Origin of the sequence: Synechococcus sp. H55.11, assembly GCF_047462475.1 — a bacterium.
Lineage (GTDB): Bacteria > Cyanobacteriota > Cyanobacteriia > Thermostichales > Thermostichaceae > Thermostichus.
The window spans coordinates 1-23,055 of sequence record NZ_JANSJI010000340.1; the positions used below are offsets into that span (position 1 = coordinate 1).

17 protein-coding genes and 1 pseudogene are annotated in these 23,055 nt (G+C 61.2%); 12 read left to right on the forward strand and 6 right to left on the reverse strand.

The features are described from left to right. Positions 1 to 865, reverse strand: a pseudogene (locus NW853_RS13065) (hypothetical protein); the annotation flags it as partial. A gap of 239 nt (positions 866 to 1,104) precedes the next feature. On the opposite strand from NW853_RS13065, the gene ccsB reads away from it, so the two are divergent. The 5 genes from ccsB (at position 1,105) to NW853_RS13090 (ending at position 7,463) form a co-directional block, all read left to right on the forward strand. After that, positions 1,105 to 2,115, forward strand: coding sequence for a c-type cytochrome biogenesis protein CcsB (ccsB, locus tag NW853_RS13070; protein WP_414335454.1), 1,011 nt, complete (start codon positions 1,105 to 1,107; stop codon positions 2,113 to 2,115). 84 nt (positions 2,116 to 2,199) lie between these two features. Further along, on the forward strand, positions 2,200 to 2,583 hold the full coding sequence (locus NW853_RS13075) for a LapA family protein (protein ID WP_414335441.1): 384 nt from the start codon (positions 2,200 to 2,202) through the stop codon (positions 2,581 to 2,583). An 88-nt stretch (positions 2,584 to 2,671) separates the two neighbouring features. Continuing rightward, on the forward strand, positions 2,672 to 4,282 hold the full coding sequence (tig, locus tag NW853_RS13080; RefSeq protein ID WP_414335443.1) for a trigger factor: 1,611 nt from the start codon (positions 2,672 to 2,674) through the stop codon (positions 4,280 to 4,282). Positions 4,283 to 4,504: 222 nt separating this feature from the next. Then, complete coding sequence (locus NW853_RS13085; protein WP_414349237.1) at positions 4,505 to 5,974, forward strand: S41 family peptidase; 1,470 nt, start codon at positions 4,505 to 4,507, stop codon at positions 5,972 to 5,974. A 139-nt stretch (positions 5,975 to 6,113) separates the two neighbouring features. Then, complete coding sequence (locus tag NW853_RS13090) at positions 6,114 to 7,463, forward strand: adenylosuccinate synthase (RefSeq protein WP_414335446.1); 1,350 nt, start codon at positions 6,114 to 6,116, stop codon at positions 7,461 to 7,463. 15 nt (positions 7,464 to 7,478) lie between these two features. On the opposite strand, the gene NW853_RS13095 is transcribed toward NW853_RS13090, so the two are convergent. Further along, on the reverse strand, positions 7,479 to 8,240 hold the full coding sequence (locus tag NW853_RS13095) for a hypothetical protein (RefSeq protein ID WP_414335448.1): 762 nt from the start codon (positions 8,238 to 8,240) through the stop codon (positions 7,479 to 7,481). A gap of 192 nt (positions 8,241 to 8,432) precedes the next feature. Between NW853_RS13095 and NW853_RS13100 the strand changes: the two genes are divergently transcribed. From NW853_RS13100 to NW853_RS13115, 4 genes are all read left to right on the forward strand, one after another. Further along, complete coding sequence (locus NW853_RS13100; protein ID WP_414349238.1) at positions 8,433 to 8,918, forward strand: ureidoglycolate lyase; 486 nt, start codon at positions 8,433 to 8,435, stop codon at positions 8,916 to 8,918. A gap of 316 nt (positions 8,919 to 9,234) precedes the next feature. Beyond that, a complete protein-coding gene (locus NW853_RS13105) occupies positions 9,235 to 9,390 on the forward strand; it encodes a hypothetical protein (RefSeq protein ID WP_414349240.1) in 156 nt (51 codons plus the stop codon). A gap of 16 nt (positions 9,391 to 9,406) precedes the next feature. Continuing rightward, positions 9,407 to 10,576, forward strand: coding sequence for a CAP domain-containing protein (locus tag NW853_RS13110; protein ID WP_414349241.1), 1,170 nt, complete (start codon positions 9,407 to 9,409; stop codon positions 10,574 to 10,576). A gap of 417 nt (positions 10,577 to 10,993) precedes the next feature. Continuing rightward, the gene (locus NW853_RS13115) at positions 10,994 to 13,537 is read left to right on the forward strand and encodes a DNA gyrase/topoisomerase IV subunit A (protein ID WP_414349242.1); all 2,544 of its coding nucleotides are present in this window, start codon (positions 10,994 to 10,996) and stop codon (positions 13,535 to 13,537) included. Between the two features lie 36 nt (positions 13,538 to 13,573). Here the strand turns inward: NW853_RS13115 and NW853_RS13120 are convergent, their stop codons facing one another. Further along, positions 13,574 to 14,146, reverse strand: coding sequence for a hypothetical protein (locus NW853_RS13120; RefSeq protein ID WP_414349243.1), 573 nt, complete (start codon positions 14,144 to 14,146; stop codon positions 13,574 to 13,576). A 218-nt stretch (positions 14,147 to 14,364) separates the two neighbouring features. Here NW853_RS13120 and NW853_RS13125 point away from each other — a divergent pair, with 218 nt between their 5' ends. The 3 genes from NW853_RS13125 to NW853_RS13135 all read left to right on the forward strand — a co-directional run bounded on the left by NW853_RS13125 (position 14,365) and on the right by NW853_RS13135 (position 18,226). Next, positions 14,365 to 15,240, forward strand: coding sequence for an SDR family NAD(P)-dependent oxidoreductase (locus NW853_RS13125; RefSeq protein ID WP_414349244.1), 876 nt, complete (start codon positions 14,365 to 14,367; stop codon positions 15,238 to 15,240). A 160-nt stretch (positions 15,241 to 15,400) separates the two neighbouring features. Beyond that, positions 15,401 to 17,287: an ATP-dependent zinc metalloprotease FtsH gene (gene ftsH, locus NW853_RS13130; protein ID WP_414334292.1), complete on the forward strand. Its 1,887-nt coding sequence runs from the start codon at positions 15,401 to 15,403 to the stop codon at positions 17,285 to 17,287. Positions 17,288 to 17,413: 126 nt separating this feature from the next. Further along, complete coding sequence (locus tag NW853_RS13135; protein WP_414334294.1) at positions 17,414 to 18,226, forward strand: class I SAM-dependent methyltransferase; 813 nt, start codon at positions 17,414 to 17,416, stop codon at positions 18,224 to 18,226. Positions 18,227 to 18,383: 157 nt separating this feature from the next. On the opposite strand, the gene NW853_RS13140 is transcribed toward NW853_RS13135, so the two are convergent. Genes NW853_RS13140 through acsF form a run of 3 tightly spaced genes read right to left on the reverse strand, consistent with a single transcriptional unit; the run spans position 18,384 to position 22,969 of the window. Then, the gene (locus tag NW853_RS13140) at positions 18,384 to 20,333 is read right to left on the reverse strand and encodes a tetratricopeptide repeat protein (RefSeq protein WP_414349245.1); all 1,950 of its coding nucleotides are present in this window, start codon (positions 20,331 to 20,333) and stop codon (positions 18,384 to 18,386) included. A 15-nt stretch (positions 20,334 to 20,348) separates the two neighbouring features. After that, positions 20,349 to 21,830 (reverse strand): site-2 protease family protein, encoded by a 1,482-nt coding sequence (locus tag NW853_RS13145; protein ID WP_414349246.1) that lies wholly within the window; start codon positions 21,828 to 21,830, stop codon positions 20,349 to 20,351. 47 nt (positions 21,831 to 21,877) lie between these two features. Then, on the reverse strand, positions 21,878 to 22,969 hold the full coding sequence (gene acsF, locus NW853_RS13150) for a magnesium-protoporphyrin IX monomethyl ester (oxidative) cyclase (protein WP_414349247.1): 1,092 nt from the start codon (positions 22,967 to 22,969) through the stop codon (positions 21,878 to 21,880). Between the last annotated feature and the right edge of the window lie 86 nt (positions 22,970 to 23,055).

Genomic DNA, 23,055 nt, shown 5'->3' on the forward strand with positions numbered 1-23,055 from the left:
GTGTCGGCGTCGGTGTGGGCTGGGGCTGCACAATGGCCAGGGCCTCTTCCGCTTTCAGCTCGCCGCGGATCAGCTTGGAGAGAGTGTCTTGGCCGCCGGGGGTGTAGGTGATCTCGCGGGCAGCGCTGTTGAACACGTTGCGGATGGGATCCCCTTTGCTGTCCACCAGTTCCACCACCATCACATTGCGACCGGGCCTCAAGCCCTTCAAGTAAAAAGACTCCCAGCGATCCAGCAGGCCAGATTGGCCGTTGAGGGTGTAGCGGATGCGCCAATCCCGCGGCAGGTCGGTCAGCAGACTCTCGCGTACCGGGGCGTTGGCCAGCCAAAAGTCCACCAGGATCGGCTCGGCACCGTAGCTGCCGGTGGGGCGGTTGTAGGTGAGCAAAGGCAGGTGCGGCTGCGGCACGTATTCCGGCGTAGGCGCTAGCACATGGAAGCTGACTTGGGCGTAGGCCTCGGAGTTTTTAAAGCTCTCGTGCCAGGGCTTGCCGGCAAACACCCGCAGAGTATGGGATCCCGGCTCCAAATCCTCAAAAACAAGGGGAGCATCGGCATCGTAATGGGCGATGTAGGGCCGGTTGTCCAGCACTACGTGCAAATGGGGGCCGAGGCCCAGTTGCGGATCCTTAAAAAGGGGGTACCCCTGCACTGCAAAGCGAACGGTTACTTGCCGCTCCGACAACACCTCACCCGGCTTAGGGCTGAGGATCTGCACCCGCGGACGGCAGTGCTCCAAGTGGGCATCCAGCTTGGCAATCTCCGGCGGCACTGGTACCCGCTCGAGCTGAGGTAGCTGTTCCTGGGGCTGTTCGGGCGGGGATCCACCGCAAGCGACCAGCACAAGAGCTGCCACCAGCGCCATCCACCATCCCCATCTCCAGGTTCTGGCCTTTCCCGCGTGTCCTTGCATGAGCCTCACATCCCAACACTTTCGGTATCCTGCCGAGCAGCAGATAAGCCATCCCCACATTACCAGCATGTGTCCTTTGGGGAAGATCCCCTCCCCCACCCTAGAATGGGATCAGCGGTCTGGCCCAAGCGGGGTCAGGAGAACTTTTGAGGTCAGGTATGGCTTGGTTGGCGATAACGGCTTTTGCAGGCTTGGATCTAGCTCAGTGGCAGGCTTTGCTCAACAACATGGCCTTTGCTGTCTGTTTGGGGGCCATGCTGTTTTACTGGGGGGGGGCAGCGTTTCCCCAGGTGCAGCTTCTGTCTGAGCTGGGCTTGGCGGGGATGATCGGGGCAAACTTGACGATCGCCGCCCTGCTGACGGCCCGCTGGATCGATGCCGGCTATTTCCCCTTGAGTAACTTGTACGAGTCTTTGTTTTTCTTGGCCTGGGGGATCACCACCTTGCACCTGCTGGCTCTCCACTGGACTCGTAGCCGTTGGGTGGGGGTGACGACCGCCCCGCTGGCGACAGGCATTGTGGCCTTTGCCGCCCTGGCCCTGCCGGAAGATATGCAGGCGGCCCAACCACTGGTGCCGGCTTTGCAATCCAACTGGCTGATGATGCACGTAACTGTGATGCTGCTGGCCTACGCAGCCCTCTTGGTGGGATCCCTTTTGGCCATCACTTTTCTCATCGTCACCCGCGGCCAGGAAGTTCAGTTGAAGGGCAACTCCCTCGGCCTGCAATTTCGCCCCTCTCAGCCTGCAACCCACCCGGAATGGACAGAAGCCACCCTGCCATCTCCTGCTGCAGAACTGGTCTACGCCGGGATCCGCTCCCCCCGACCGGCTGAACCTCTTCCCCAACCGGCACCCAACGAAGCGATCGCTTGGCAACGGCTGAGCCTGGCGGAAATCTTAGACAACACCAGCTACCGGCTAATCGGGCTGGGGTTCCCGCTGCTCACCATCGGCATCATTGCCGGCGCCGTCTGGGCCAACGAAGCCTGGGGTACCTACTGGAGCTGGGATCCCAAAGAAACCTGGGCTTTGATTACCTGGTTGGTCTTTGCCGCCTATTTGCACGCCCGCATCACCAAAGGCTGGCAGGGCAGGCGCCCCGCCCTCTTGGCCAGCTTGGGCTTTGGGGTGGTTTGGGTGTGTTATCTGGGGGTGAACTTTCTGGGCAAAGGCTTACACAGCTATGGCTGGTTCTTCTGAGATCTCTCGGGCCAACAAATCAACCCCCGTTTGTGGGTATTCTGGTGCTGGCAAGCCGTCGTGGATCCCTCGAAGGAGAAAATCATGCAACTGTTCAACTACCTGATCCTGTTCTCGGCCCTCCTGGGAATCGCTCTTTTTGCCATGCAAAACGCCACCCCGGTCACGATTAACTTCGCCCCCGGAGTCAGCATCGAAAGCCCGCTGGTGATTGAACTGTTGGCTTCTGCCGGGATCGGGGCCGCCCTTGCCTGGCTGTATAGCCTCTGGATGCGTGTCCAGTTCAGCATCGAAGCCCGCGAAAAAAATCGGCAACTGCAGGAGAAGGAAGTCACCATCACCGAGCTCAAGGAAATGGTGGTGGAGCTGGAAGCCAAGGTCAAGCAACTGCCCCCCAGCAAGCGCGCCGAACCCCAAGAGGACATCCAGGAGGTGAAAGAAGTGGCCACCGAGGGATCCCCTGCCTAGAACTGCCCCGTATGGATCCCGTCGATCCCCAAGCGGTTGGGGTACAATTGAACTTCTGCTTGCTTCTCTCACCAGCTCATCACTTCCTATGCAGGTCACACAAGAAAAACGCCCTGGCAGCCGGGTTGGCCTCAAAATCGTGGTAGAAGCGGACCAGGTGAAGCGCTCCTACGAAAAAACCTTGCGCCAACTGGAGCGGAATATCCAGATCCCGGGATTTCGCAAGGGCAAGGCCCCCCGCAACCTGGTGATGCGCCAGGTGGGCCGTGAGCGCATCATGGCCAGCGCTGTGGATGACTTGATCAACGAGGCCATCCAACAGGCCTTCCAGGAAACTCAGCTCACCCCCATCAGCCGCTTCGAGCTGGATGAGGAGGTGGGGCAGCTCTTGGCCCAGTTCAACCCGGAAGCCGATTTCAGCTTCTCAGGGTATGTGGAGGTGTACCCCGAAGCCCGCGTCGGCCAATACAAAGGTCTAACCGTCACGGCCACCCGCGTCACCGTCAAGCCCGAACAGGTCGACCAGCTCATCGACCGGTGGCGGGATCAGCGGGCCACCCTCCTGCCCGTAGAAGATCGGCCCGCCCAGTTGGGGGATGTGGTGGTGATCGATTTTCAAGCTCGCGACGCCGAGGGCAATCCCCTGGAGGAGATCGCCGCCCAAGACTTTCAGTTGGAGCTCAAAGAGGAGAACTTCATCCCCGGTTTTGTGGCGGGCGTTGTCGGCATGCAGCTCGACGAAACCAAGGAGATCACAGCCACTTTCCCCGACGATTACTTCAGAGAAGAGTTGGCTGGAAAAACGGTTACCTTCACCGTCCATCTGAACGAGATCAAAGCCAAAGAGCTGCCCGAGTTGAACGATGCCTTTGTGCAGGAGATCAGCAACTTTCAGACGGTGTCCGAGCTGCGGGAACACCTGCAAAAGCGCCTCGAACAAGATGCTCTGAGACAATCTGAGGAAAACCTGGAGACGGCCATCCTCAACGCCATTTTGGAAACCACCGAGGTGGATCTGCCGGAGACCCTAGTCGAGCAAGAAACGACACAACTGCTGGCCCAAAGCCTTCAGTCGCTGCAGCAGCAGCAAGGGGTCACGCCGGGAGAGATCCGCAAGCTCTTGTCCCAAATGCCGCCCGAAACCCTTAACCAGTTGATGGAGCGCTACCGGCCCGAGGCCATCAACCGGCTGCGGCGCACCTTGGCTCTCAGTGCCATCGTCCGGCAGGAGCAGATTGCCGTAGGCCCCAACGAATTGGAAGTCGAAGTGGAAGAGGTGATGGCGGCCTATGCCCAGCAAGGGCAGAAGCTGGATCGGGAGCGAGTACGCCAAGTCGTTCACGAAGATCTTCTGACCAACAAAGTGATGGCCTGGCTGAAGGCTCAGACCACAGTCAACTGGGTCGATGGCGAGGGGAATCCCACCCAGGCGCCCACTTCTTCGGCGAGCTCAGAACAGAGGGTTACAGTGCCAGAGGCGGAGTTCGAGTCCGAGGGGCCAGAGGCAGTGGCAGCCTCTTCAGAGACGGCCACGGACGCTGACGGAGAAGCGGCAGACGAACCGACTCTAGCTGTAGAAGTATCCCCTGCCGAAACTGTCTCCGCCTCTGCGGTCGGCTCGGAACTCGAAGTGACAACCCCGGTTGAGGAGACAGCAGAAAAGCCCAAGCCAAGCAAAAAGGGCAAAAAGGGCAAGTAAGCGAACAACCAGGTCTGTGCGGGGGGGTTTTCTGACTGGAAACACTCTGCTCAAAAGAAGGGGGACGAGGCAGCCACATCTAGTGTTCTAAGATGCAAAAAATAGATATCTGACACCGCGGACAGTGGCAGAGGGAAGCGTTTGGGGTTTATCCTATTCGCAGCATCTGCAAGAGGCCAGGCCGCCATGAAGGGAGTTGCGCGTGCAATTGGAGCGGGGGGAATGGTCGTGGCACTTGCTGGGATCCTTCCCATCAGGGTGATGGGTCAGGCAGGCTTGCCGCCGGTGCCGGTCATCCCGTCTGTTGAGGGGCCGATGGTTGAGCCGGCTCCTTCCCCTCCTGAGAGCTCGCCTTCTCTCCCTTCTCCGCCAGTAGGCCAGGATCTGCGCTACTTAGTGGGACTGTTCATCAACGAGTCTTTGGGGGCGGGCAGCCAAGCGGCTGCAGTCAGTTACCACGACCTCTACACCCGCCTCTTGGCCCGCACCTACGGGGATCCCCGTCCCCCCATCGAGGTGGAGCAGGAGTTGATCCAAGAAATCTTGCGGGAGTATGGGGATCCTGCCGATCGGTTTTGGAATGCGCAAGCTTTTAAGGACTTGCTCAACCGCCCTCGCCCGCCCGTCCAGGCGCGTGGGATCGGCCCGCGCCAGGTTTATTTGGCGGTGCCGGAGCTCACCCCTGCCACCGCTCAGCAGATCCGCCAAACCCTCTACACCCAAGACTACAGCCAGGGCATAGTTCTCGATCTGCGCGGATCCGTGGGCTATGACCCGCAAGTGGTGGCAGATGTGGCCCGCCTGTTTTTGCCCCGCTCCATTCAACCGCTGCTGATTACCGAAGACCGCTTTGGGCAGCCCACCCTCTGGAACAGCGAAAATTTGCCCATTGCCGCCGGGATCCCGCTGGCGGTTCTGGTGGATGGCAACACGCGCCAGGGGGCCACCCTCTTGGCTGCCCAGTTGGGCTCCAGCGGTAGCACCCTTATTTTGGGGCAGCCCACCCAAGGCAGCGAGCGACAAACCCGCTTCTTTGCCCTTCCCTCCGGCGCGGCGGTGGAACTGGCCGTAGCCACCTGGAAAACGGGAGATGGTCGTTCCCTAGCGCAGGGTTTGGTGCCCTTGCAAAGGGTAGAGGGAGATGAGAACGCCTGGCTGAGTGCCGCCCTGGAAGCGCTGGCCCTGCCCCCTCGCCGCCCCAGCCCCCCACCCCGCCCCACCGTACTGGTTCAAGAGGGCCGTGTCGGCCGTTTTGTCCTAGGCATGGATACCCGCAACGTCGATACCCACCTCCTGGGCAATGTGGATCAGATCCCGGCGGCCTCTGGGGCCAACGTCTTTCAGCCCAACAGCGACCTGAAGATCTTTTACCTGCAAGATTACATCCTCTTTACCTACCGCCATCCGGGCATTGTGGATAGCTTTTTTGCCAACCGCATCTACACCACCCACCCAGAAGCTATGACCGGCGAAGGGATCCGCATGGGCTCCACCTACTCCGAAGTGATCGCCGTTTATGGTGGGCCCGGCGAGAACGGCTACAACGAGGTGGTGCCCTATCCCAAGGGAAGCCGAGAATATCTGCGCGACGATCGCTACTACGTCAACTACGATGCCTTGGGCCTGGCTTTTACCTTTGCGGCGGGATCCAACCAGGTCACTGCCATTGGCCTGTTCAAACCAGGGAGCTGAAAGGGGAAGGAAAAAGTTAATCGATTGTTAACGTTTTTGTCCCAAGACCTCAACATTGCCCCGAGCAATGCGGTAAATTAGTGCAGCAGCCCCCGCAAAGGGGATTTTTTGTGCCATCCACGGACTGTAGGAGAAGCTCTTGGCAAACGTTGTGGTTGTCGGTGCCCAGTGGGGCGACGAAGGAAAAGGCAAGATCACCGACCTCCTCAGTGAAAAGGCGCATGTGGTCGTCCGCTATCAAGGTGGGGTGAATGCAGGACATACCCTGGTGGTGGGGGGCCAAACCTTCAAGTTGCACCTGATCCCCTCCGGCATCCTCTACCCCGACAAACGCTGCATCATCGCCAGCGGCACGGTGATCGATCCTGAGGTGTTGCTGGCGGAGATCGACCAACTGCACCAACTGGGGATCTCCACCCACAACCTGTACATCGCCGAAACCGCCCACGTGACCCTGCCCTACCATCGTGTCATCGACGTGGCCGAGGAAGAGCGGCGCGGCATCTATAAGCTGGGCACCACCGGACGAGGCATTGGCCCCACCTATGCCGACAAGGCCGAGCGCATGGGCATCCGCGTCGTGGACTTGATGTACCCCGATCAACTGCGGGAACGCCTCAGTTGGGCCATTCCCTACAAGAACGTTTTGCTGGAAAAAATCTACAACCTGCCCCCGCTGGATCCCGAGCCGATCATCCAGCAATACCTGGCCTACGCCGAGCGGCTGCGTCCCTACGTTACCGACGCCGCCCTGCTGCTCACCCAAGCCATCGAAGATCGGGAGAACATCTTGTTTGAAGGGGCTCAAGGCACCCTGCTGGATCTCGACTACGGCACCTACCCCTACGTCACCTCCTCCCATCCCATTGCCGGTGGCGCTTGTATTGGCGCCGGGATCGGCCCCACCAGCATTGACCGGGTGATCGGGGTGGCCAAAGCCTATACCACCCGCGTTGGGGAAGGCCCTTTTCCCACCGAGCTCAAAGATGAGATCGGGGCGTACCTGGGGGCAACCGGCGCCGAATTTGGCACCACCACCGGACGACAACGGCGCTGCGGCTGGTTCGATGGCGTGATCGGGCGCTATGCGGTGCGGATCAATGGCTTGGATTGCCTGGCCATCACCAAGCTGGATGTGCTGGACGGCTTGGATGAGATCAAGGTGTGCGTGGCCTATGAGTACCAGGGGCGGGAGATCCGTCACTTCCCCAGCGATGCCCGTGTCTTTGCCCAGTGCAAGCCCATCTACGAAACCCTGCCCGGCTGGAAGTGCTCCACCAAAGACTGCCGCTCCATCCAAGACCTGCCCCCCGAAGCCCATGATTACCTGAAGTTTTTGGCGCAGTTGATGCAGGTGCCGATTGCCATTGTTTCGCTGGGGGCCAGCCGCGAGCAGACGATTATTGTCGAAGATCCCATCCACGGCCCCAAACGTGCTCTTCTCTATCCCAACGGTGGCAAGCGCATCCACGCCCTCATGCCCGATTGAGGGAACTTGATATAACTACAAATCAAAAGTTGTTTCCTCTGGATTTTGAACTTTGTCTTGAGCTAGGTTTGCTTCTCGCTGCTGCAGTTGGCGGATTTGGGAGCGCACGTGGAGGGCAACTTGCAAAGCGGCGTCCAAAAGCCGCCCCTGCTCACCGGCCTGCTCCCTCACCTGCAGGGCGGTCAAAGCCGCCAGATTATCTCCGAAAAGCTCACTCTGCTGCTCGATCAGATCCTCGTTTTGCCGCAAAATCCGCTCCGTTTTCAAAGCGCGGATCAGATCTGTCCGCGTCAGCTTCAAAGCCTCGATTACTTCAGCCCGCTGGGCCAGCTTGACCTCGGGGTTGCCGGCTTCCACCAATTGGTCGTTGAGGTGGATGGCTTGGATGATCCGGTTGTAGCGATCTACTTCCTCCAGCAAGTTCAACAGCAGCGGCAGGCGGCGGCTGCGGAAAATCCAATAGGCTTGGCCCAAAGCGGCAATGGCTGCCAGGATCCCCCATTCCACCAGCCAAGTGCGCCAACTGCTGTACAGGCCGGGGATCCAGATCCGCCCCAGCAAGGTCAGCAGGGATCCCCCTGTCCAAAAGGTCAAGAAACGGCAGCAGAGATCCAGCACCAACAACAGGCGCAGCAGATCCCAGAAGGCGGAGAACTGGCGCAGCCAGTCTTTCCAGCGGCGGACGGGCCGAGGTCGGTACAGCCAAGCTACGGGCACCCCAGAAAGACTTTGCACTTGAAAAGGAGAAATGACCAGCTCCTGTAAATCCCGCCGCATCACCATTGCCGAGTGTTACAAATTTCTCCCATTTTACTGAGACTGTTCTCCGGAAGGAGACTACCGGCAAATCTGGGTAAGATTAAGATCTGCTCTGCTATTTGGGTCTTCACGACCTTGTGCCGGCAGCAGGTGGGGATCGGCTTGCGGAGCAACAACGGGTACAGCTTTGGGAAAGAGGAGACAAGCAGGGTGAGCAGTCAACTGCGCCAACTGAAGGCCCATCTCGCTGAACCGGAAAACTTTGCCCTCTACGGGCAGGTGATCTATCCTACTCCTGACGACAAACCCTTCGACGGCCAAGATGCCCAGTTGGTTTTGAATCAGGGGCAACCCCGCTTCTACCTCATGCGCTTGCCCCGCCGTGGCCTTCGGTTCACCCAAATAACTCACCACACCCGTTGCACCCAGTGTCTGGGATCCCTGCACGGCAAGGAGTGGTTTATCGCCGTCGCGCCGCCTGCCGACGAGCTACAGGTGGATGAGATTCAAGCTTTTCGGGTGCCCGGCGACCGCTTTATCAAACTGGAAATGGGCACCTGGCATGCCGGCCCCTACTTCGACCACGAGGAGTTTATCGATTTCTACAACCTGGAGCTGGCCGACACCAACCTCACCGACCACGAGACAATCAACCTGCTCCAGACTTACAATCTGGAGTTTCAGATCATCCCTTGAGAAAGGGATCCCTTCAGGCAGATGATGGGCAAATCATGTCAACGTGAGCAGTCCGATTCAGCGGCAAAAAGCAGATTCATCCACGCAATCTTTACGCTTGAGCGCAGAAAAAGGTACGCGGATCCGTCGCAGCACTAATGGTGGCGATGGAGAATGAACTTAGGCTCTATCTCTAGTGGGTGGGGCCCAGTTGGGTCGGCATTCCTTGCCCTGTTCTCAGGTTCTGCTCTTGTCGGCACAAGCCCTGGCACGGCGACCGGTTTGGCCAGGTGATAAAACAGGGTCAAGCTCGGTACTGTTTTGGAGATCTGCTGCGATGGCTACACTCCAACCCACCCCAGTAACCCGCCAGCTCTCGGGGGCCCTGGCCCTGTTCCTGTGCCTGGGGCTGCTGTCTGCCTGCGACGAGGGTAGCAGCAGCACCGTCAGTCCCCCCAGCCTCACGCCCACTCCCACCCCCGCCAGTCGGTAAGCCTACAGGATCTTGCATGCCTTGGCAGCGGCTGCCCAGTTTGCAGCAAGTCTGGGCAGGGGTGGTTTTGAGTCTGCTCTGCCTTGTTCTGTTGGCCGCCTGCGGCGGCAGGGGGGAGGGATCCCTTACTGCGGTGGGGCCCCCGCCGGCGGGGGAGCTGCCCATCGCCAGCTTCATGTGCCAGTTGGATCGCCAGACCCGCACCTTTGCCGGCCCCATCTATGCCGAGCAGCCGCAAGTTGCCACTTGTGATCCCGGTCGCCTCACCCCGGCAGCAGCCCAGAAGATGATGGATCGGCTGAACTTTCTGCGGCTGTTGCACGAGTTGCCGCCGGTGGAGCTCAATCCCGAGTTCTTGGAGGCCGCTCAGCAAGCGGCGCTGCTGCAGGTGGCCAATGGCGCCCTCAGCCACGAGCCACCCCCCTCTTGGCGTTGCTTCACTCCTGCCGGGGCGGCGGGATCCCGCTTTGGTAACTTGGCGATCGGCCCGATTCTGGAGCTGAACGGCCCCGACCCAGGGCGGGTGCTGGCGCGCCAGGTGGACATCTACTTTGCCGAGCCGGGCCGGGAAAACTTCGTGGACGTGGGGCATCGCCGCTGGAACCTCTATCCCCAATATGCCCAAGGCGCCTACGGCATCGTCTTTGACCCGCGGGCCGGACGGGTGACCCAGGCCAATGCCAATTGGATCTTCGGTTTTGACGAGTCGGTGCCGGATCCAGAGTTTATTGCCTTCCCGGAGAGGGACGGCTATCTCTACCGTCTGGAGGGATTTTCCGGCCAGCCCTTATCTGCCTACCGCTGGTCTTTCTCGGTGCCCAGCCGCGGCGGCCTGTCTGACCTCAGCCAAGCCCAAATCCGCATCACCGATGCCCTCACCGGCGAACTGGTGCCTGTTGGAGATATCCGGGTTGGGGATCCCGCCTTTGGCCTGGAAACCCTCACCTACTCGGTGGGATCCGTTCAGCCCAATCGCCCCTATCTCTTTGAGATCAGCGGCATCCGCCTCAAGGGTGGGCCGCCGCGCACCTATCGCTACACCACCACCCTCTACGACTGCGACCCTCAGGCTCCGCCAAGGCCCGCACCCCTGACCGAAGGGCTGGGGATCCCACCCCGTCTGCTCTGGCAGATGGAGCCTTTCAACTCTGCCAACCCTCTCAACAACTACAGTCATTTCAAATAGTCGTGAAACAGTTCGTCGCGCCGTTATTGCTACGCAATGCTGTCGCAGGTCGCCGCTCTAACTCCCCTCTCCCTTTGGGAGAGGGGCCGGGGGTGAGGGTGGGAGAGGGGCCGGGGGTGAGGGAGCTGTCTCAAGCTAGCCTGGAACGACTATATCTCGACTAGAAGTGAGAAGAAAAAGCCCAACCAAGTAGCGCCAGATCCTTGCCGAGAATCCTTCCTTTGCCGGCAAAAGTGCAAACTCCGCTAGATTGAAAACCCCAAGCTGACTGGCCGGCCTAGGAGGGACAGAGCTACGCCCATTGATACGCCAACAAACAACGGCTAGCAACAGGCTGGCCTTGAGAATGGGATCCCACCTCGCAAGGGCCAAAGAAACGGCTACAGTAACCTGGAAAGCGTTCCGCTCCGGTTTGCCATGACTCAGCAACTGACTCTCGACGGACTGGGATCTGGATCGGGTAGGGGATCCCGTTCAGGGCGGGTGATCGCTACCGATTTGCAGGGGGAGATGCAACGCTCCTACCTGGAATACGCCATGAGCGTGATCGTGGGGCGGGCCTTGCCGGATGTGCGGGATGGCCTCAAGCCGGTGCATCGCCGCATCCTCTACGCCATGCACGAGCTGGGCCTGACCCCGGATCGCCCCTACCGCAAGTGTGCGCGGGTGGTGGGGGACGTGCTGGGTAAATATCACCCCCACGGGGATCAGGCGGTCTATGACGCGCTGGTGCGCATGGCGCAAGACTTTTCCAGCCGCTACCCCCTGGTGGCGGGGCACGGCAACTTCGGCTCGGTGGACGACGATCCGCCGGCGGCCATGCGCTACACCGAGTGTCGGCTGGCGGAGCTGAGCCACACGGCCCTTCTGCAGGGGATCTCCGAAGAAATTGTGGACTTTATGCCCAATTTCGACGGATCCCAGGCGGAGCCCACCGTTCTACCGGCCCGCCTGCCCATCCTGCTCCTCAACGGCTCTGCCGGCATTGCCGTGGGCATGGCCACCAACATCCCGCCCCACAACCTGGGAGAAGTCGTGGACGGCCTGCTGGCTTTGATCGACCATCCCGATCTCAGCCCTGAAGAGCTGTTGCGCTGGATCCCAGGGCCGGACTTTCCCACCGGCGGCCAAATCGTTGATAGCCAAGGGATCCGCGAGGCCTACCTCAGCGGGCGCGGCTCCATCACCCTGCGGGGAGTGGCCCGCTTTGAGGAGATCCAGCCGGGCAGAGGACGCCACCGCCGGCCCGCCCTGGTTATCACCGAGTTTCCCTACCAGGTGAACAAAGCCGCCTGGCTCGAGAAGGTGGCAGAGTTGGTCGCCCAAGACCGCCTCAGCGGCATTGCCGACTTGCGGGATGAGTCGGATCGCAGCGGCATTCGCGTGGTGGTGGAGCTGAAGCGGGAGGCCAACCCGCAGGCAGTTCTGCAGCAGTTGTACAAGCTCACCCCCCTGCAGAGCACCTTTGGGGTAATCCTGTTGGCCCTGGTGGAGGGAAAACCCCAGCAGCTCAGCTTGAAGCAGATTTTGCAGCACTTTTTGCAATTCCGCGAGGCCACTCTCAACCGGATGTTTCGCGCCGAACTGCAGCGGGTACAGCGCAAAGCGGAAGAGGTGGCGGGGATGGTGCTGGCCCTGGCCGATCTGGAGGGGGTGATCGACCTGCTGCGGCAAGCCCCCGATAGCGCCACGGCCAAAGCCCAACTGCAAACTCGCCTGGGCTGCACCCCCCAACAGGCGGAGACAATCTTGGCCATGCCCCTGCGCCGCCTGACAACCTTGGAGCGGGAGCGCCTGCACCAGGAGCAGGCCGAGCTGCAGGCCCGCATCCTCGAATTGCAGGGGCTGCTGGAAGATCGCCGCAAGCTCTTGAATTACCTGAAAAAAGAGCTGCGCCACTTGAAGAAAACTTTTGCCGACCGGCGCCGTACCCAGATCCTTTCGGAAGCCGAGCTGGAGGCAGAACAGGCCCAGATCCCCAGTGGCAAAGTCGGCGAAGACACCCGCTTCCTGCTGCAACTTACCCGCAAAGGCTACGTGCGCCGCCTGCCTCTGCCTGGGCCTCGCTCCCGCAGCAATCCGGCGCAACGGGAATTGGGAGAAGATGTTCTGGTCGGCCTGGAATGCGTGACCCCAGAGCAGGAAATCTTGGTGCTCACCGCCAGCGGCAAAGCTTTCACCGTGCCCAGCGAAGGGATCCCCCTCAGCACCGGCTCCTCGCGGGGGGTACCTCTGGTCACCCTTCTCCCCAACCCCGAGCCGATCGTTGCCACCTTCCCGTTGGATCCCGTTCGCGTCAGCGGTGCGGAGCACTCTCCCGGCGAGGCCACTTTGGTGGTGCTCAGCCGGCAGGGGCGGATCAAGCGGGTGGCCCTGGCGGAGCTGACGGGCCTTAGCCAACGGGGATCCACCGTCCTGAAACTCAAAGAAGGGGACGAGCTGGGCTGGGCGGCCCTTTGGCATCCCGGCCACCAAGGCTACAGCGTTGTCCTCGCCACCTCCGCCGGGCGGGTGCTGCGGCTGGATGCCGAACAGATCCCCTTGATGGGTCGGGCAGCTATGGGATCCCTAGCCCTACGTTTGGGGCGCACAGAACAGATCGCCGGTATGGCGTTGCTGCCCCCGCAAGGGATCCTGATTTTGGCCAGTCGGTCGGGCTATCTGAAGCGGCTGCCTCTGGGCGAGATACCCATCCTGGAGCAGGGTAAAGTGGGCGTGTCAGCCTTTCACTTCTCCAACAAAGGGGATGGCTTGGTGGGCTTGGTGGGTTTCCCCCCCGATCTGGCGGCGCACCCCCATCTGCAAGTCGATGTGATCACGGAGTCCGAACGGGTACACTCCTTCTCTCCTGAGGAAATTCCCCTGCAAGGCCGGTCCGGCGGCGGCTCCCTGTTGGTCAAGGGGGAGCAGGTTAGGGAGTTGCGCCTGTTTTGGCCCCAGCCGGAGGGCGGGATTGGATAGCTCTGGAGCTTTCGGGGAAGGCAGAAGTCTGGGTTGCTAGGACAGAGGGCCATCCCCAGGCGAGGCAGAATCAGGCGGCTGGGAGCCGGGATCTGGCGCTTCGGGGTGGCGGACAGGCTTGGGAAGGGTGCCGCCCGACTTGAGAACCAGGCAGCGCACGGTTTGGTGCAGTTCCTCCAGCAAAATGCCGATGGCGGAGCGGAAGTCGCGGTGGTCATCCCGCATTTGCTCCAGAATGGCGCGGATGACTTCCTTACAGTCCTTCAGGATGTGCTGCTGCTGGGCGATGATCTGCACCAGTTCGCTTTGTTCCTTGAGCAAATCCCGCAGACAAGAGCGCAGCTCGTCCACCTGGCTTTGCCAAAAGGCTTGCCCCTCCCGCAACTCCATCACGCTGGTGCGCAAGTCGGCCGTGGCATCGCGCAGGGCTTCGCTGTGGCGGCGCTCGGCCTCCAGTTGTCGCTGCTGTTCTTGCTGCTGTTGGCGTAGCTCAGAGTTGGCCTGTAAGTTAGCCTCCGCTGCCCTGAGCAATTGAGCCAACCGAGCCTCGGTAACCGCCCCCGGCAACGGAGCTCGACCTCGGCCAACTCGCCTGCGGAAGTACTTCACAGTCGCTGCATCCTACCCGCAACTCGCTACTTCACACCCGAAGACACCCGCCCAAGAAGAACTCGTCCGTCGAGCTCTACCCTAGCCGTTTCCCGGGTTCATCTAATCATAGCCACAATACCGGGTGCCGAATACGGAAACTCCAAGGGCGGGGTTGCCCCTCTCCAGGGATCCCGGAAATCCTTCTAGGATGGAAAAAGTTTGCAGGAAAGAAAGCCATGCCTTCACTTGCCAATCAGGTGGTGCTGATCACCGGAGCCTCTGCCGGCATTGGAGAGGCCGTTGCCCTGGAAGCGGCCAAACGCGGGGCCCGCTTGGTGCTGGCGGCCCGCCGAGAGGGGCTGCTACAAAACGTCAAGGACTTGGTGGAGAAGCAGGGGACAGAAGCGCTGGTGGTGCCCACCGACATGGCCGATACGGCCCAGGTGGAGGCGCTGGCCCAAAAGGCTCTGGATCGCTTTGGCCGGGTGGATATCCTGGTGAACAACGCCGGCTATGGCCAGATGGGGCCGGTGGAAGAGGTGGATGTGGCGGCGATGCGACGCCAGTTCGAGGTCAACGTGTTTGGCCTGCACGCCCTCACCCGCGCCCTCTTGCCCCAAATGCGGGAACGAGGCAGCGGCCGCATCCTCAACCTCAGCTCGGTGGCTGGCCAGATGTCGATGCCTTTCAGTGGGGTTTACAACGCCACTAAGTTTGCCGTGGAGGCCCTCAGCGACGCCCTGCGGGTGGAGGTGGCCCCCTTTGGCATCAAGGTTATCTTGATCGAGCCGGGGCCGGTGGCCACCGAGTTTGGCCGCGTGGCAGAAGAAGCCTTTGCTGCTGTTGTCAACCCAAATGGCCCCTACAAGGCGATCTTGGACAAAACTGCCGATCTGGCCAGCTCGTTCAACAAAATGGCCTGGCCGGTGGAGAAGGTGGTGGAGCCGATCCTGAGAGCCATGACGGATCCCCACCCTTCCGACCGCTACACCGCTTTTACGGGCGGCAAGGTGGCGCTGGGGCTGATGCGGCTGCTGCCCGCCGCTCTGGCCGACCAAATGTGGCGGCGGGTCTATGGGCTGGATCGGCTGGGATCCTCCGGCTCGGCCTAGTTGCAGGGGATCATCCCACTCCGGCAGGGATCCCCATCAGCAAGATCTCAAGTTCATTGGAGTTGGAGATCTCATCGAGGCCAGGGCAGGGTTGTGTCTTCCAGGATGGACAGGTTAAGTTTGTTAAAGGACTTTTAATCACCGGGTGTTCCTCTTCCTTATGAACAAGCCTCTATCTGCCCAGCGCTGGTTGATCGCCCTTGTGCTGGGCCTTTGTCTCTGGCAGGGATCTGGTCTGGTTCCTGCCCACGCTGCCCTGGCCTCTGCCCTCACCTACGATCGCTTTTTGCGCTACGTCGAGGAGGGGCGGGTTACCGATGTGCGCCTCACGGACAACAACCTGGTTGCCGAAGTTACAGCTGTCGATCCGCAGACACAGCATTCCACCCGCTACCGAGTGAACCTGCTGCCCAACACCGTGCCGCAACTGGTGGATCGCCTCACCGAGCAGGGGATCGAGGTGGCCGTGGTGCCCACCCGCGACGGCAGCGCCTTCTGGGCGATTTTGGGCAACCTGATCATCCCGGTGCTGCTGTTGGGGGGGCTGTTCTTGTTCCTGCGGCGCGCCGGTGGGGGAGCGGGCGGCCCCGGGCAGGCGATGAACTTCGGCAAGTCGCGGGCCCGCTTCCAGATGGAAGCCAAAACCGGTGTTAAGTTCGACGATGTGGCCGGGATCGAAGAGGCCAAAGAAGAGCTGCAAGAGGTGGTTACCTTTCTGAAGAAGCCGGAGCGCTTCACCGCGGTGGGGGCCAAGATCCCCAAAGGCGTGTTGCTGGTGGGGCCGCCGGGGACGGGTAAAACCCTCTTGGCCAAAGCCATTGCTGGCGAGGCAGGGGTGCCCTTTTTCAGCCTTTCCGGCTCTGAGTTTGTGGAGATGTTTGTCGGGGTGGGGGCCTCTCGCGTGCGGGATCTCTTCAAGAAGGCCAAGGAGAATGCTCCCTGTATCATCTTCATCGACGAGATCGACGCGGTGGGCCGACAGCGGGGGGCCGGCATCGGCGGTGGCAACGACGAACGCGAGCAAACCCTGAACCAGTTGCTCACGGAGATGGACGGCTTTGAGGGCAACACCGGCATCATCGTGATTGCGGCCACCAACCGCCCGGATGTGTTGGATGCGGCTCTCCTGCGTCCGGGGCGGTTTGACCGCCAGGTTACGGTAGATCGGCCCACCTTTAAGGGGCGCTACGAGATCTTGCGCGTGCATGCCCGCAACAAAAAGTTGGCAGAAGAGGTCAGCCTGGAGGCCATTGCCCGCCGCACTCCCGGCTTTGCTGGTGCGGATCTGGCCAACCTGCTCAATGAGGCAGCCATTTTGGCGGCCCGCCGTCAGCGCATGGCCATCACCAACCAAGACATCGACGATGCCATCGACCGCATCACCATCGGCCTGACCAAGCCGCCGCTATTGGACGGCAAGAGCAAGCGCCTGATCGCTTACCACGAGTGCGGCCATGCTCTGCTGATGACGCTGCTGCCCCATGCGGATCCCTTGAACAAGGTGACGATTATTCCTCGTTCCGGCGGCGCGGGTGGCTTTGCCCAGCAACTGCCCAACGAAGAGCAGATCGACTCCGGCATGTACAGCCGCGCTTGGCTGTTGGATCGGGTGGTTGTGGGCTTTGGCGGTCGGGCGGCTGAGGAGATCGTTTTCGGCTACTCGGAAGTGACCACCGGAGCCAGCAACGACCTGCAGCAGAACACGAATCTGGTGCGGCAGATGGTGACCCGCTTTGGCATGTCCGAGCTGGGGCCGCTGATGTTGGATCCGCCCAACAACGAGGTATTCTTGGGCGGCGGCTGGATGAACCGCGTCGAGTACTCCGAGGACGTGGCCGCCAAGATCGACCGCCAGGTGCGGCAGATCCTGGAGAGCTGCTACCAGAAAGCCAAGCAAATTTTGTTGGAACACCGCGTTCTGCTGGATCGCCTGGCCGATACTTTGGTAGAGCGGGAGACGTTGGATGGGGACGAGTTCCGGGCGATTGTCTCAGAGTATGTGCCCATCCCAGAGAAGGTCGGCTTGCCCAGTCCAAAGTTGATCTGAGGGATCCTCTCTAGATGGTTGGTCTGGGGTGTTGCATGGATTAACTTGGGAGGGCGGTTGTTGGGGGTTGGATCCCGGCGGCTGCCCTCTTTGCCTTGCGGGTTGTGGGTTGCGTTGGGCTGTCTCATGCTCTCTGCTTTGCCGGTTCACCTCTACCGCTGCCTGAGCTGTGGTCAAGACGGGCTGAACCTGTCACCGGGACGTGAGCCGGGATCCGCGGCGGATCGGGTTTACTGTCCCAGTTGCGGGCAAATTTACCCCATCACCGCCTTTGGAGCGGTGGATTTTTTGGCCACCTTGCCGGACTGGCCGCTCACTCCCGCTCAGGCCATTGCCCATCTGCCCGGGTTTGCCTGGGGCTACGATCGCCTCTGGCGGCCTTGGGCACTGTCGCTGTTGTCGGGAGAGAGCTTCGGCAGCGAGCGGGAAGGCCAATTGCTGGCGGAACTGGTGGGCGAGGCGGATCCCGTCTTGGACTTGGGCACGGCAGGGGGGTACTGGAGCCGCTTGCTCCTGGCCAGGGATCCGCAGCGGACGGTGATCGGCTTGGACAATGCGGCAGGGGTATTGGCCGAGGCAGCCCAACAGGCGCAGCCCCACTGGCAGCGCTACAGCCTGGTGCGGGCCCGAGCCGAACAGCTTCCCCTCGCCTCTGGAACGTTTGGGGCGGTGATCAGCGGCGCCACCCTGAACGAAGTGCCTTTGCATCCCTGTCTGCGGGAAGTTGCCCGTGTTTTGCAACCGGGAGGGGTGTTTGTCTCGATGCACAGCCAGCAGGTGCAGGGATGGGGGCAGATGGTGCAGCGGTGGTTGGAAGCAAGCGGCCTTCGGTTTTTCTCAGAAACCCAGTTGCGTGAGCACTTTCAGCAGGTGGGGTTGCACCTGGAGCGCTATCTCAGCCTGGGTTGGGTGGCCTTTGTGCGGGCGCTGCGCTCCTAACCGGCCATGTAGATCCCTTGCCGCTCTATCCCTTTTTTATAGCAAGCAGTTATGGAATAGCTTGCTGGTTGATCTCTAGCTCCCCTCTCCCACAAAGGAGAGGGGCTGGGGGTGAGGGCGTCTCAATCTTGTTTGAAACGACTGTGATTTCTCACACCTATAAGCTTTGCAACCAGGCTTCCAGGGCGCGGATGGGGGCCGGATCCCGGTAGACGCGCTCCTGGCGGGCTTTTACCTGCTGGCCCATCTGTTCGCGCCAGCGGTCATCCAGGCCCAGCCGCACGGCAATCTGGACATACTCATCTAGGTTAGAGGCGATGGTTGCGTGGATCCCCATCTGCTGCAGAATGGCGTAGGTGTGGCGACCCCGCATCAGGGATCCCGGCAGCGTGACGATGGGCAGGCCGTGAGGCAGGGCTTCCAGGGTGGTGTTGCCGCCAGACCAGCCAATGCTGTCCAGGTAAACATCTCCCAGGGCGTTGTAGGCGGCATATTGGGCGGGGGAGAGTTCCGGCAGCAGCAGCACATAGTCTTCCGCGGCCAGGCCGTAGGCGCGGAAGGCCCGCTGCAGCCGTTGCCAAAAGCGCTGGCGGATCCCTTGGGAGAGGCGGCCCCGCAAAAACAGGAATTGACACCGCCCCACCTCCCGAGCAATGCGGGGGAAGACCTCGTCGTACAGGGGCAGGTACTTAAACAGAGATTGGGCGCAGAGGTAGAGCACCCTATCGGGATCCATACCCCAGGCTGGCCAGTCCACAGGGGCGGGGTCAATAGCCAGAGGAATGTAGTAGGTGCCGATGCCGGGCAGGGGCAGGAGCTGCTCGGTGTAGTGGCCGGTCCCATCCGACGGCTCCATCAGTTCGCTGCTGATGAAAACGTCCAGCGTCGGCAGGCCAGAGGTTTGCGGATGTCCCCAGGCCATGGCCTGCACAGGGGCCAAACGCAAGGCGGCCAACTGGGCGCAGACGGGATCGATGCCCACTTCCGGGTAGAGGAGCACGTCCAGTTGCGCCTCTCGAATGATCGCCTGCCACTCCGCCAAGCTGCGGGATCCGGCTATAAACTGCTCAAAACGCGGTGGCAGGGAGCGCGTAATCTCGTCTTGGACGGCCGAGGTGTGGAAGCCGTAGAGGGCCACTTGGGAGCGATCCAAAGCTTCTACCCAGCCGTGGGTCAGGATCTTCCAAACAGAGTGATCCCGGAACAGGCCGGAGACGATGCCCACCCGCAGCCGCCCAGGACGGCGCCGCAGGAGAACGGGGGGCTGGGGGTGGCGGGCCGCCATCACCTCCCCCACCAGGGATCCGTACAGGTGCTGCAGCTCGCGGTCGTTCTGGCCCTGGTAGGGCAAAAAGAAGGGTTGGACGGAGCCAACACCAGCAGCTGCCCGCTCCAGGGTTTTGGGATCCCGCGGCAGTTGTGCCCAGCGGGCCCTGACCTGTTCCAGGGCCTGGCGGTAGCGCTCCCGGGCAACTGGGATCTGCTCAGAAGTGTCGTAGAGCAGGGGCAACTGGCTGACACACCAGCCCAGGGCCGCCGCCAAATCGGCCGGATCGGCTTGCCAGAGGCGGTAGAACAGCTCTGCCGCTTCCTCCTCCCGGCCACAGTCCCGCAACAGGATGGCCAGCGTATAGGCAGCATCGGCAAAGTCTGGCTGCAACTCTAGAGCCTGCCTCAGCGGCACCAGGGCCGCCTCCAACTCCCCCTGCTGCCGCAGCACCAGTCCCAACTGGTACAGAACTTCCGGATCCGGTCCCCCCTGCTCCAAGGCCTGCTGGAGGTGGGCTTTTGCCTCCCCCAGCCGCCCCGCCTGCTTGAGAACAATGCCCAAATTCAAGTGGGCGTCGGGAAACCACGGCTGCCGCGCCAAGGCCTGCTGCATCAGGGCAATGGCTTCTTCCAGGGATCCCTGCTGCTGCCGACAGACCCCCAAGAGGTGCAGCGCCTCCGGGTGGGCGGGCTGGGCTTGCAACACCTGTTGGTAGAGGGAGATGGCCTCCTGCAGTTGCCCCGCCTGGTGATGGTGGACAGCCTGAAGCAGCAGGCGCTGCAGGTGCTTCTCTCTATTATCTCGGCTGGGACCAAAGCCCTTTCCCGGCGGCGACATCGAGCTTCCCAGACTTTAGCCGTTGGGGAGGTTGAGGAAGCCCGCCAAGGCCGGGGCAATGGGCAGCAGGGTCATCACCATCAAAAAGAGGGCCAGCAGCGCCAAGGCATCCCGTTGGCCGTCGGTCTCGGTAATCTCATCCTGCGGCGGACGCTCCGGCTCGCGGGCAATAAAGAGAATCAGCAGCGCCCAGTAGAGAGCCAAAACGTTACTGATGGCTGCCACTGCCAAAGCAATCAGGGTGATGACCGTAGCACGTGCCGCCGTCTTGCGCCCGTACACCGCCTGCACGATCCGCCCGCCGTCCAACTGCCCTGCCGGCAAAAGGCTCAAGGCGGTGATGGCCAGGCCAATCCAGCCCACGGCCACGAAGGGGTGAATGGGCACCAGCTCCCCCTGCAACTGGGATCCCAGCACCAGCCGCGCCAGCGTGCCCACCAGGATGGAACTACGGAAGATCTCCGTGGGCACGTATAGGCCACCGGAGCCGGAGAGCTTCAGGCCAACCAGCAGCACCACCAAGGAAAGGAGACCCCCCGCCGCCGGGCCGGCAAAGGCAATGTCAAACAGGGCCTTGCGGTTGGGCACCGGCGACTGGATGCGGTTTAGGGATCCCAGCGTGCCGATCCCCAAACTGGGAATAACAAAAGCTGGGCTGAGGCGTACGCCGTACTTGCCGGCCATCCAGCGGTGTCCGGTCTCGTGCACCAGCAAAATGGCAAAGATCCCCGCCGCCACTGGCAAGGCCTCCACCCAGCGCCCCGGCGCCTCCAACAGCCGGAAGCCCAGCAGGTTGGCCCCCACCTCCAAAGTGGCCAGAAAGCTAGCTATCATCAGGCCCGCGGCCAGGATCTGTGCCCCTGTCGAAGCGCGGTAGTTGACAATCTCATCTGGCAAGACCACCACCGCCGGCTTTTCCGAGGCATCCTCCACCAAAAACAGTTGGTAGCGGCCGCCCACTCGTTCCTTCAGCTTTTCTGTCAGCAGGGGCACCACCACCTCTGCCTCGCCGCGCAGGTTGCCCTTGAAGATCGCCCCCTCCCCATAGGGGATGGTCTCGGTGACGAAGAAGGTGTCCAGACCGAAGATGGATTGAATCGCCTGCAAATCTTCCGCAGAGATGCCCCGCAAGACCAAAGGTTGCTCGACAGGCGTCTCCCCAGCCCCTTCCGAGGGGATTTCCTGCCGCTCCTCCATCTGGGCCAACTGCTGCCGCCGCGCCTGCAGCTCCTGCTGGGCCAACTGGCGGGTTTTGCGCCCCACGGCAATGTAGAGCCCCGTGAACACCAGCAATAGCAGCAGGAAGCCAGCAAAGCTGAGGTAAACCCCAAACAGCAGCAGCCCCAGGAAGACCACCCACGGCAAAAGGAGCAGGGATCCCTGGAACCACACCCAGACGGCCAGGGATCCCCGCCGGCGGGCTCGCCAGAAACCCCAACCCAAAAACGCCAGCGTTCCCAACAAAAAGAGGGGCGTAATCTCGGCGGCGATGTTCATGGCTGACCTACGAGGCTTACCGATACTGAGCTGGGATCAAGAGCCGCTCAAGCAGAAACAGGCGCTTCTTCAAAACGAGGCTCCGGCTGCTCCCACAAGTAAAAGCCAGCTTTGCGCGGTTTGAGCAGGAACAGCCGCAGGAACTGGTAGGCGTTGTTGAGGTAAAGGGGCAGCTTACGCAGGCCCTTGAAGGGGCCAGATCCGCGGGCAATCTCCCTCAACTTGGCGTTGTTGGCCACGCACTTCTGCAGCCGGCGCACAAACTCCGGGTTCTCCACATCCAGCACCACCGGGAAGACCTTGGCCGCCTCGCGGTTGGTCTTGTAGATCACCTCCATATCGTAGGTATGCGGATCCAAACCGATGAGACGGTAGAAATCCGGGCGCTCGCCCACGTCGTTGAGGTACATGGTGGCAAACACCGACAGCAGGAAGAAGCGGCACCACAGCTCCGCCACCCATCCCTTGAGCAGCCGCGGCTGGCTCAGGAGCATGAGGGCAAAGAAATCGCCGTGGCGGTTCTCGTCCTGGCACCAGTTCTTGAAGAAGTTGAAGATGGGGTAGATGCGGTCTTCGGGGTGAGCTTCGAGGTGGCGGTAGATAAGGATGTAGCGCCAGTAGCCGATCTTCTCGGAGAGATAGGTGGCGTAGAAGATGAAGCGGGGCGCGAAATAGGTGTAGGACTTGTGCTTGGTCAGGAAGCTCAGATCCAAGGCCAAGTTAAAGTCGCCCATGGCGCGGTTGAGGAAGCCGGCGTGGCGGGCCTCGTCGCGGCTCATCAGGGCAAAGCACTCAGCCAAAACCGGGTTGGTCTCCTTCAGCTTGCGAGATAGCTCCTTGTAGAGCAGGAAGCCAGAGAACTCCGCCGTGCAGGAGCGCTCCAAAAACTCCACAAACAGCCGCCGCGCCTCCGGATCAAGCCGGCTTTCCCAATCTTGGTTGAACTCCTCGCCGCGGACAAAGTGGTGGCGGTTGTAGTCGGCGCGAAACTCCTCCAGGATGGCCCGGAAGTCGGCCTCTCGATCGCCTAACCCCATCTTGGCGATGGCCTCGAAGTCGGTGGTGTAGAAGCGCGGTGTCAGGATGGTCTCAGTGGGCACTCGCGCCTGGGTTTGGGCAGCTTGCAAAGTGGAACTCATAGGGGTTACAGGATGAAAAGGCCAGGATACACTCGCAGTTTACCAGCCTCTTTGGCCGTCGAGGGGATAAGAAGTGTTACCGACAG

Excerpts from the sequence above, each read along its gene's own strand:
- NW853_RS13145 (WP_414349246.1), bottom strand. The coding sequence starts at position 21,830 with ATGAACATCGCCGCCGAGATTACGCCCCTCTTTTTGTTGGGAACGCTG.
- NW853_RS13085 (WP_414349237.1), top strand. The coding sequence starts at position 4,505 with ATGGTCGTGGCACTTGCTGGGATCCTTCCCATCAGGGTGATGGGTCAG.
- NW853_RS13095 (WP_414335448.1), bottom strand. The coding sequence starts at position 8,240 with ATGCGGCGGGATTTACAGGAGCTGGTCATTTCTCCTTTTCAAGTGCAA.
- tig (WP_414335443.1), top strand. The coding sequence starts at position 2,672 with ATGCAGGTCACACAAGAAAAACGCCCTGGCAGCCGGGTTGGCCTCAAA.
- NW853_RS13105 (WP_414349240.1), top strand. The coding sequence starts at position 9,235 with ATGGCTACACTCCAACCCACCCCAGTAACCCGCCAGCTCTCGGGGGCC.
- NW853_RS13125 (WP_414349244.1), top strand. The coding sequence starts at position 14,365 with ATGCCTTCACTTGCCAATCAGGTGGTGCTGATCACCGGAGCCTCTGCC.
- NW853_RS13115 (WP_414349242.1), top strand. The coding sequence starts at position 10,994 with ATGACTCAGCAACTGACTCTCGACGGACTGGGATCTGGATCGGGTAGG.
- acsF (WP_414349247.1), bottom strand. The coding sequence starts at position 22,969 with ATGAGTTCCACTTTGCAAGCTGCCCAAACCCAGGCGCGAGTGCCCACT.
- NW853_RS13110 (WP_414349241.1), top strand. The coding sequence starts at position 9,407 with ATGCCTTGGCAGCGGCTGCCCAGTTTGCAGCAAGTCTGGGCAGGGGTG.
- ftsH (WP_414334292.1), top strand. The coding sequence starts at position 15,401 with ATGAACAAGCCTCTATCTGCCCAGCGCTGGTTGATCGCCCTTGTGCTG.
- NW853_RS13075 (WP_414335441.1), top strand. The coding sequence starts at position 2,200 with ATGCAACTGTTCAACTACCTGATCCTGTTCTCGGCCCTCCTGGGAATC.
- NW853_RS13140 (WP_414349245.1), bottom strand. The coding sequence starts at position 20,333 with ATGTCGCCGCCGGGAAAGGGCTTTGGTCCCAGCCGAGATAATAGAGAG.
- NW853_RS13135 (WP_414334294.1), top strand. The coding sequence starts at position 17,414 with ATGCTCTCTGCTTTGCCGGTTCACCTCTACCGCTGCCTGAGCTGTGGT.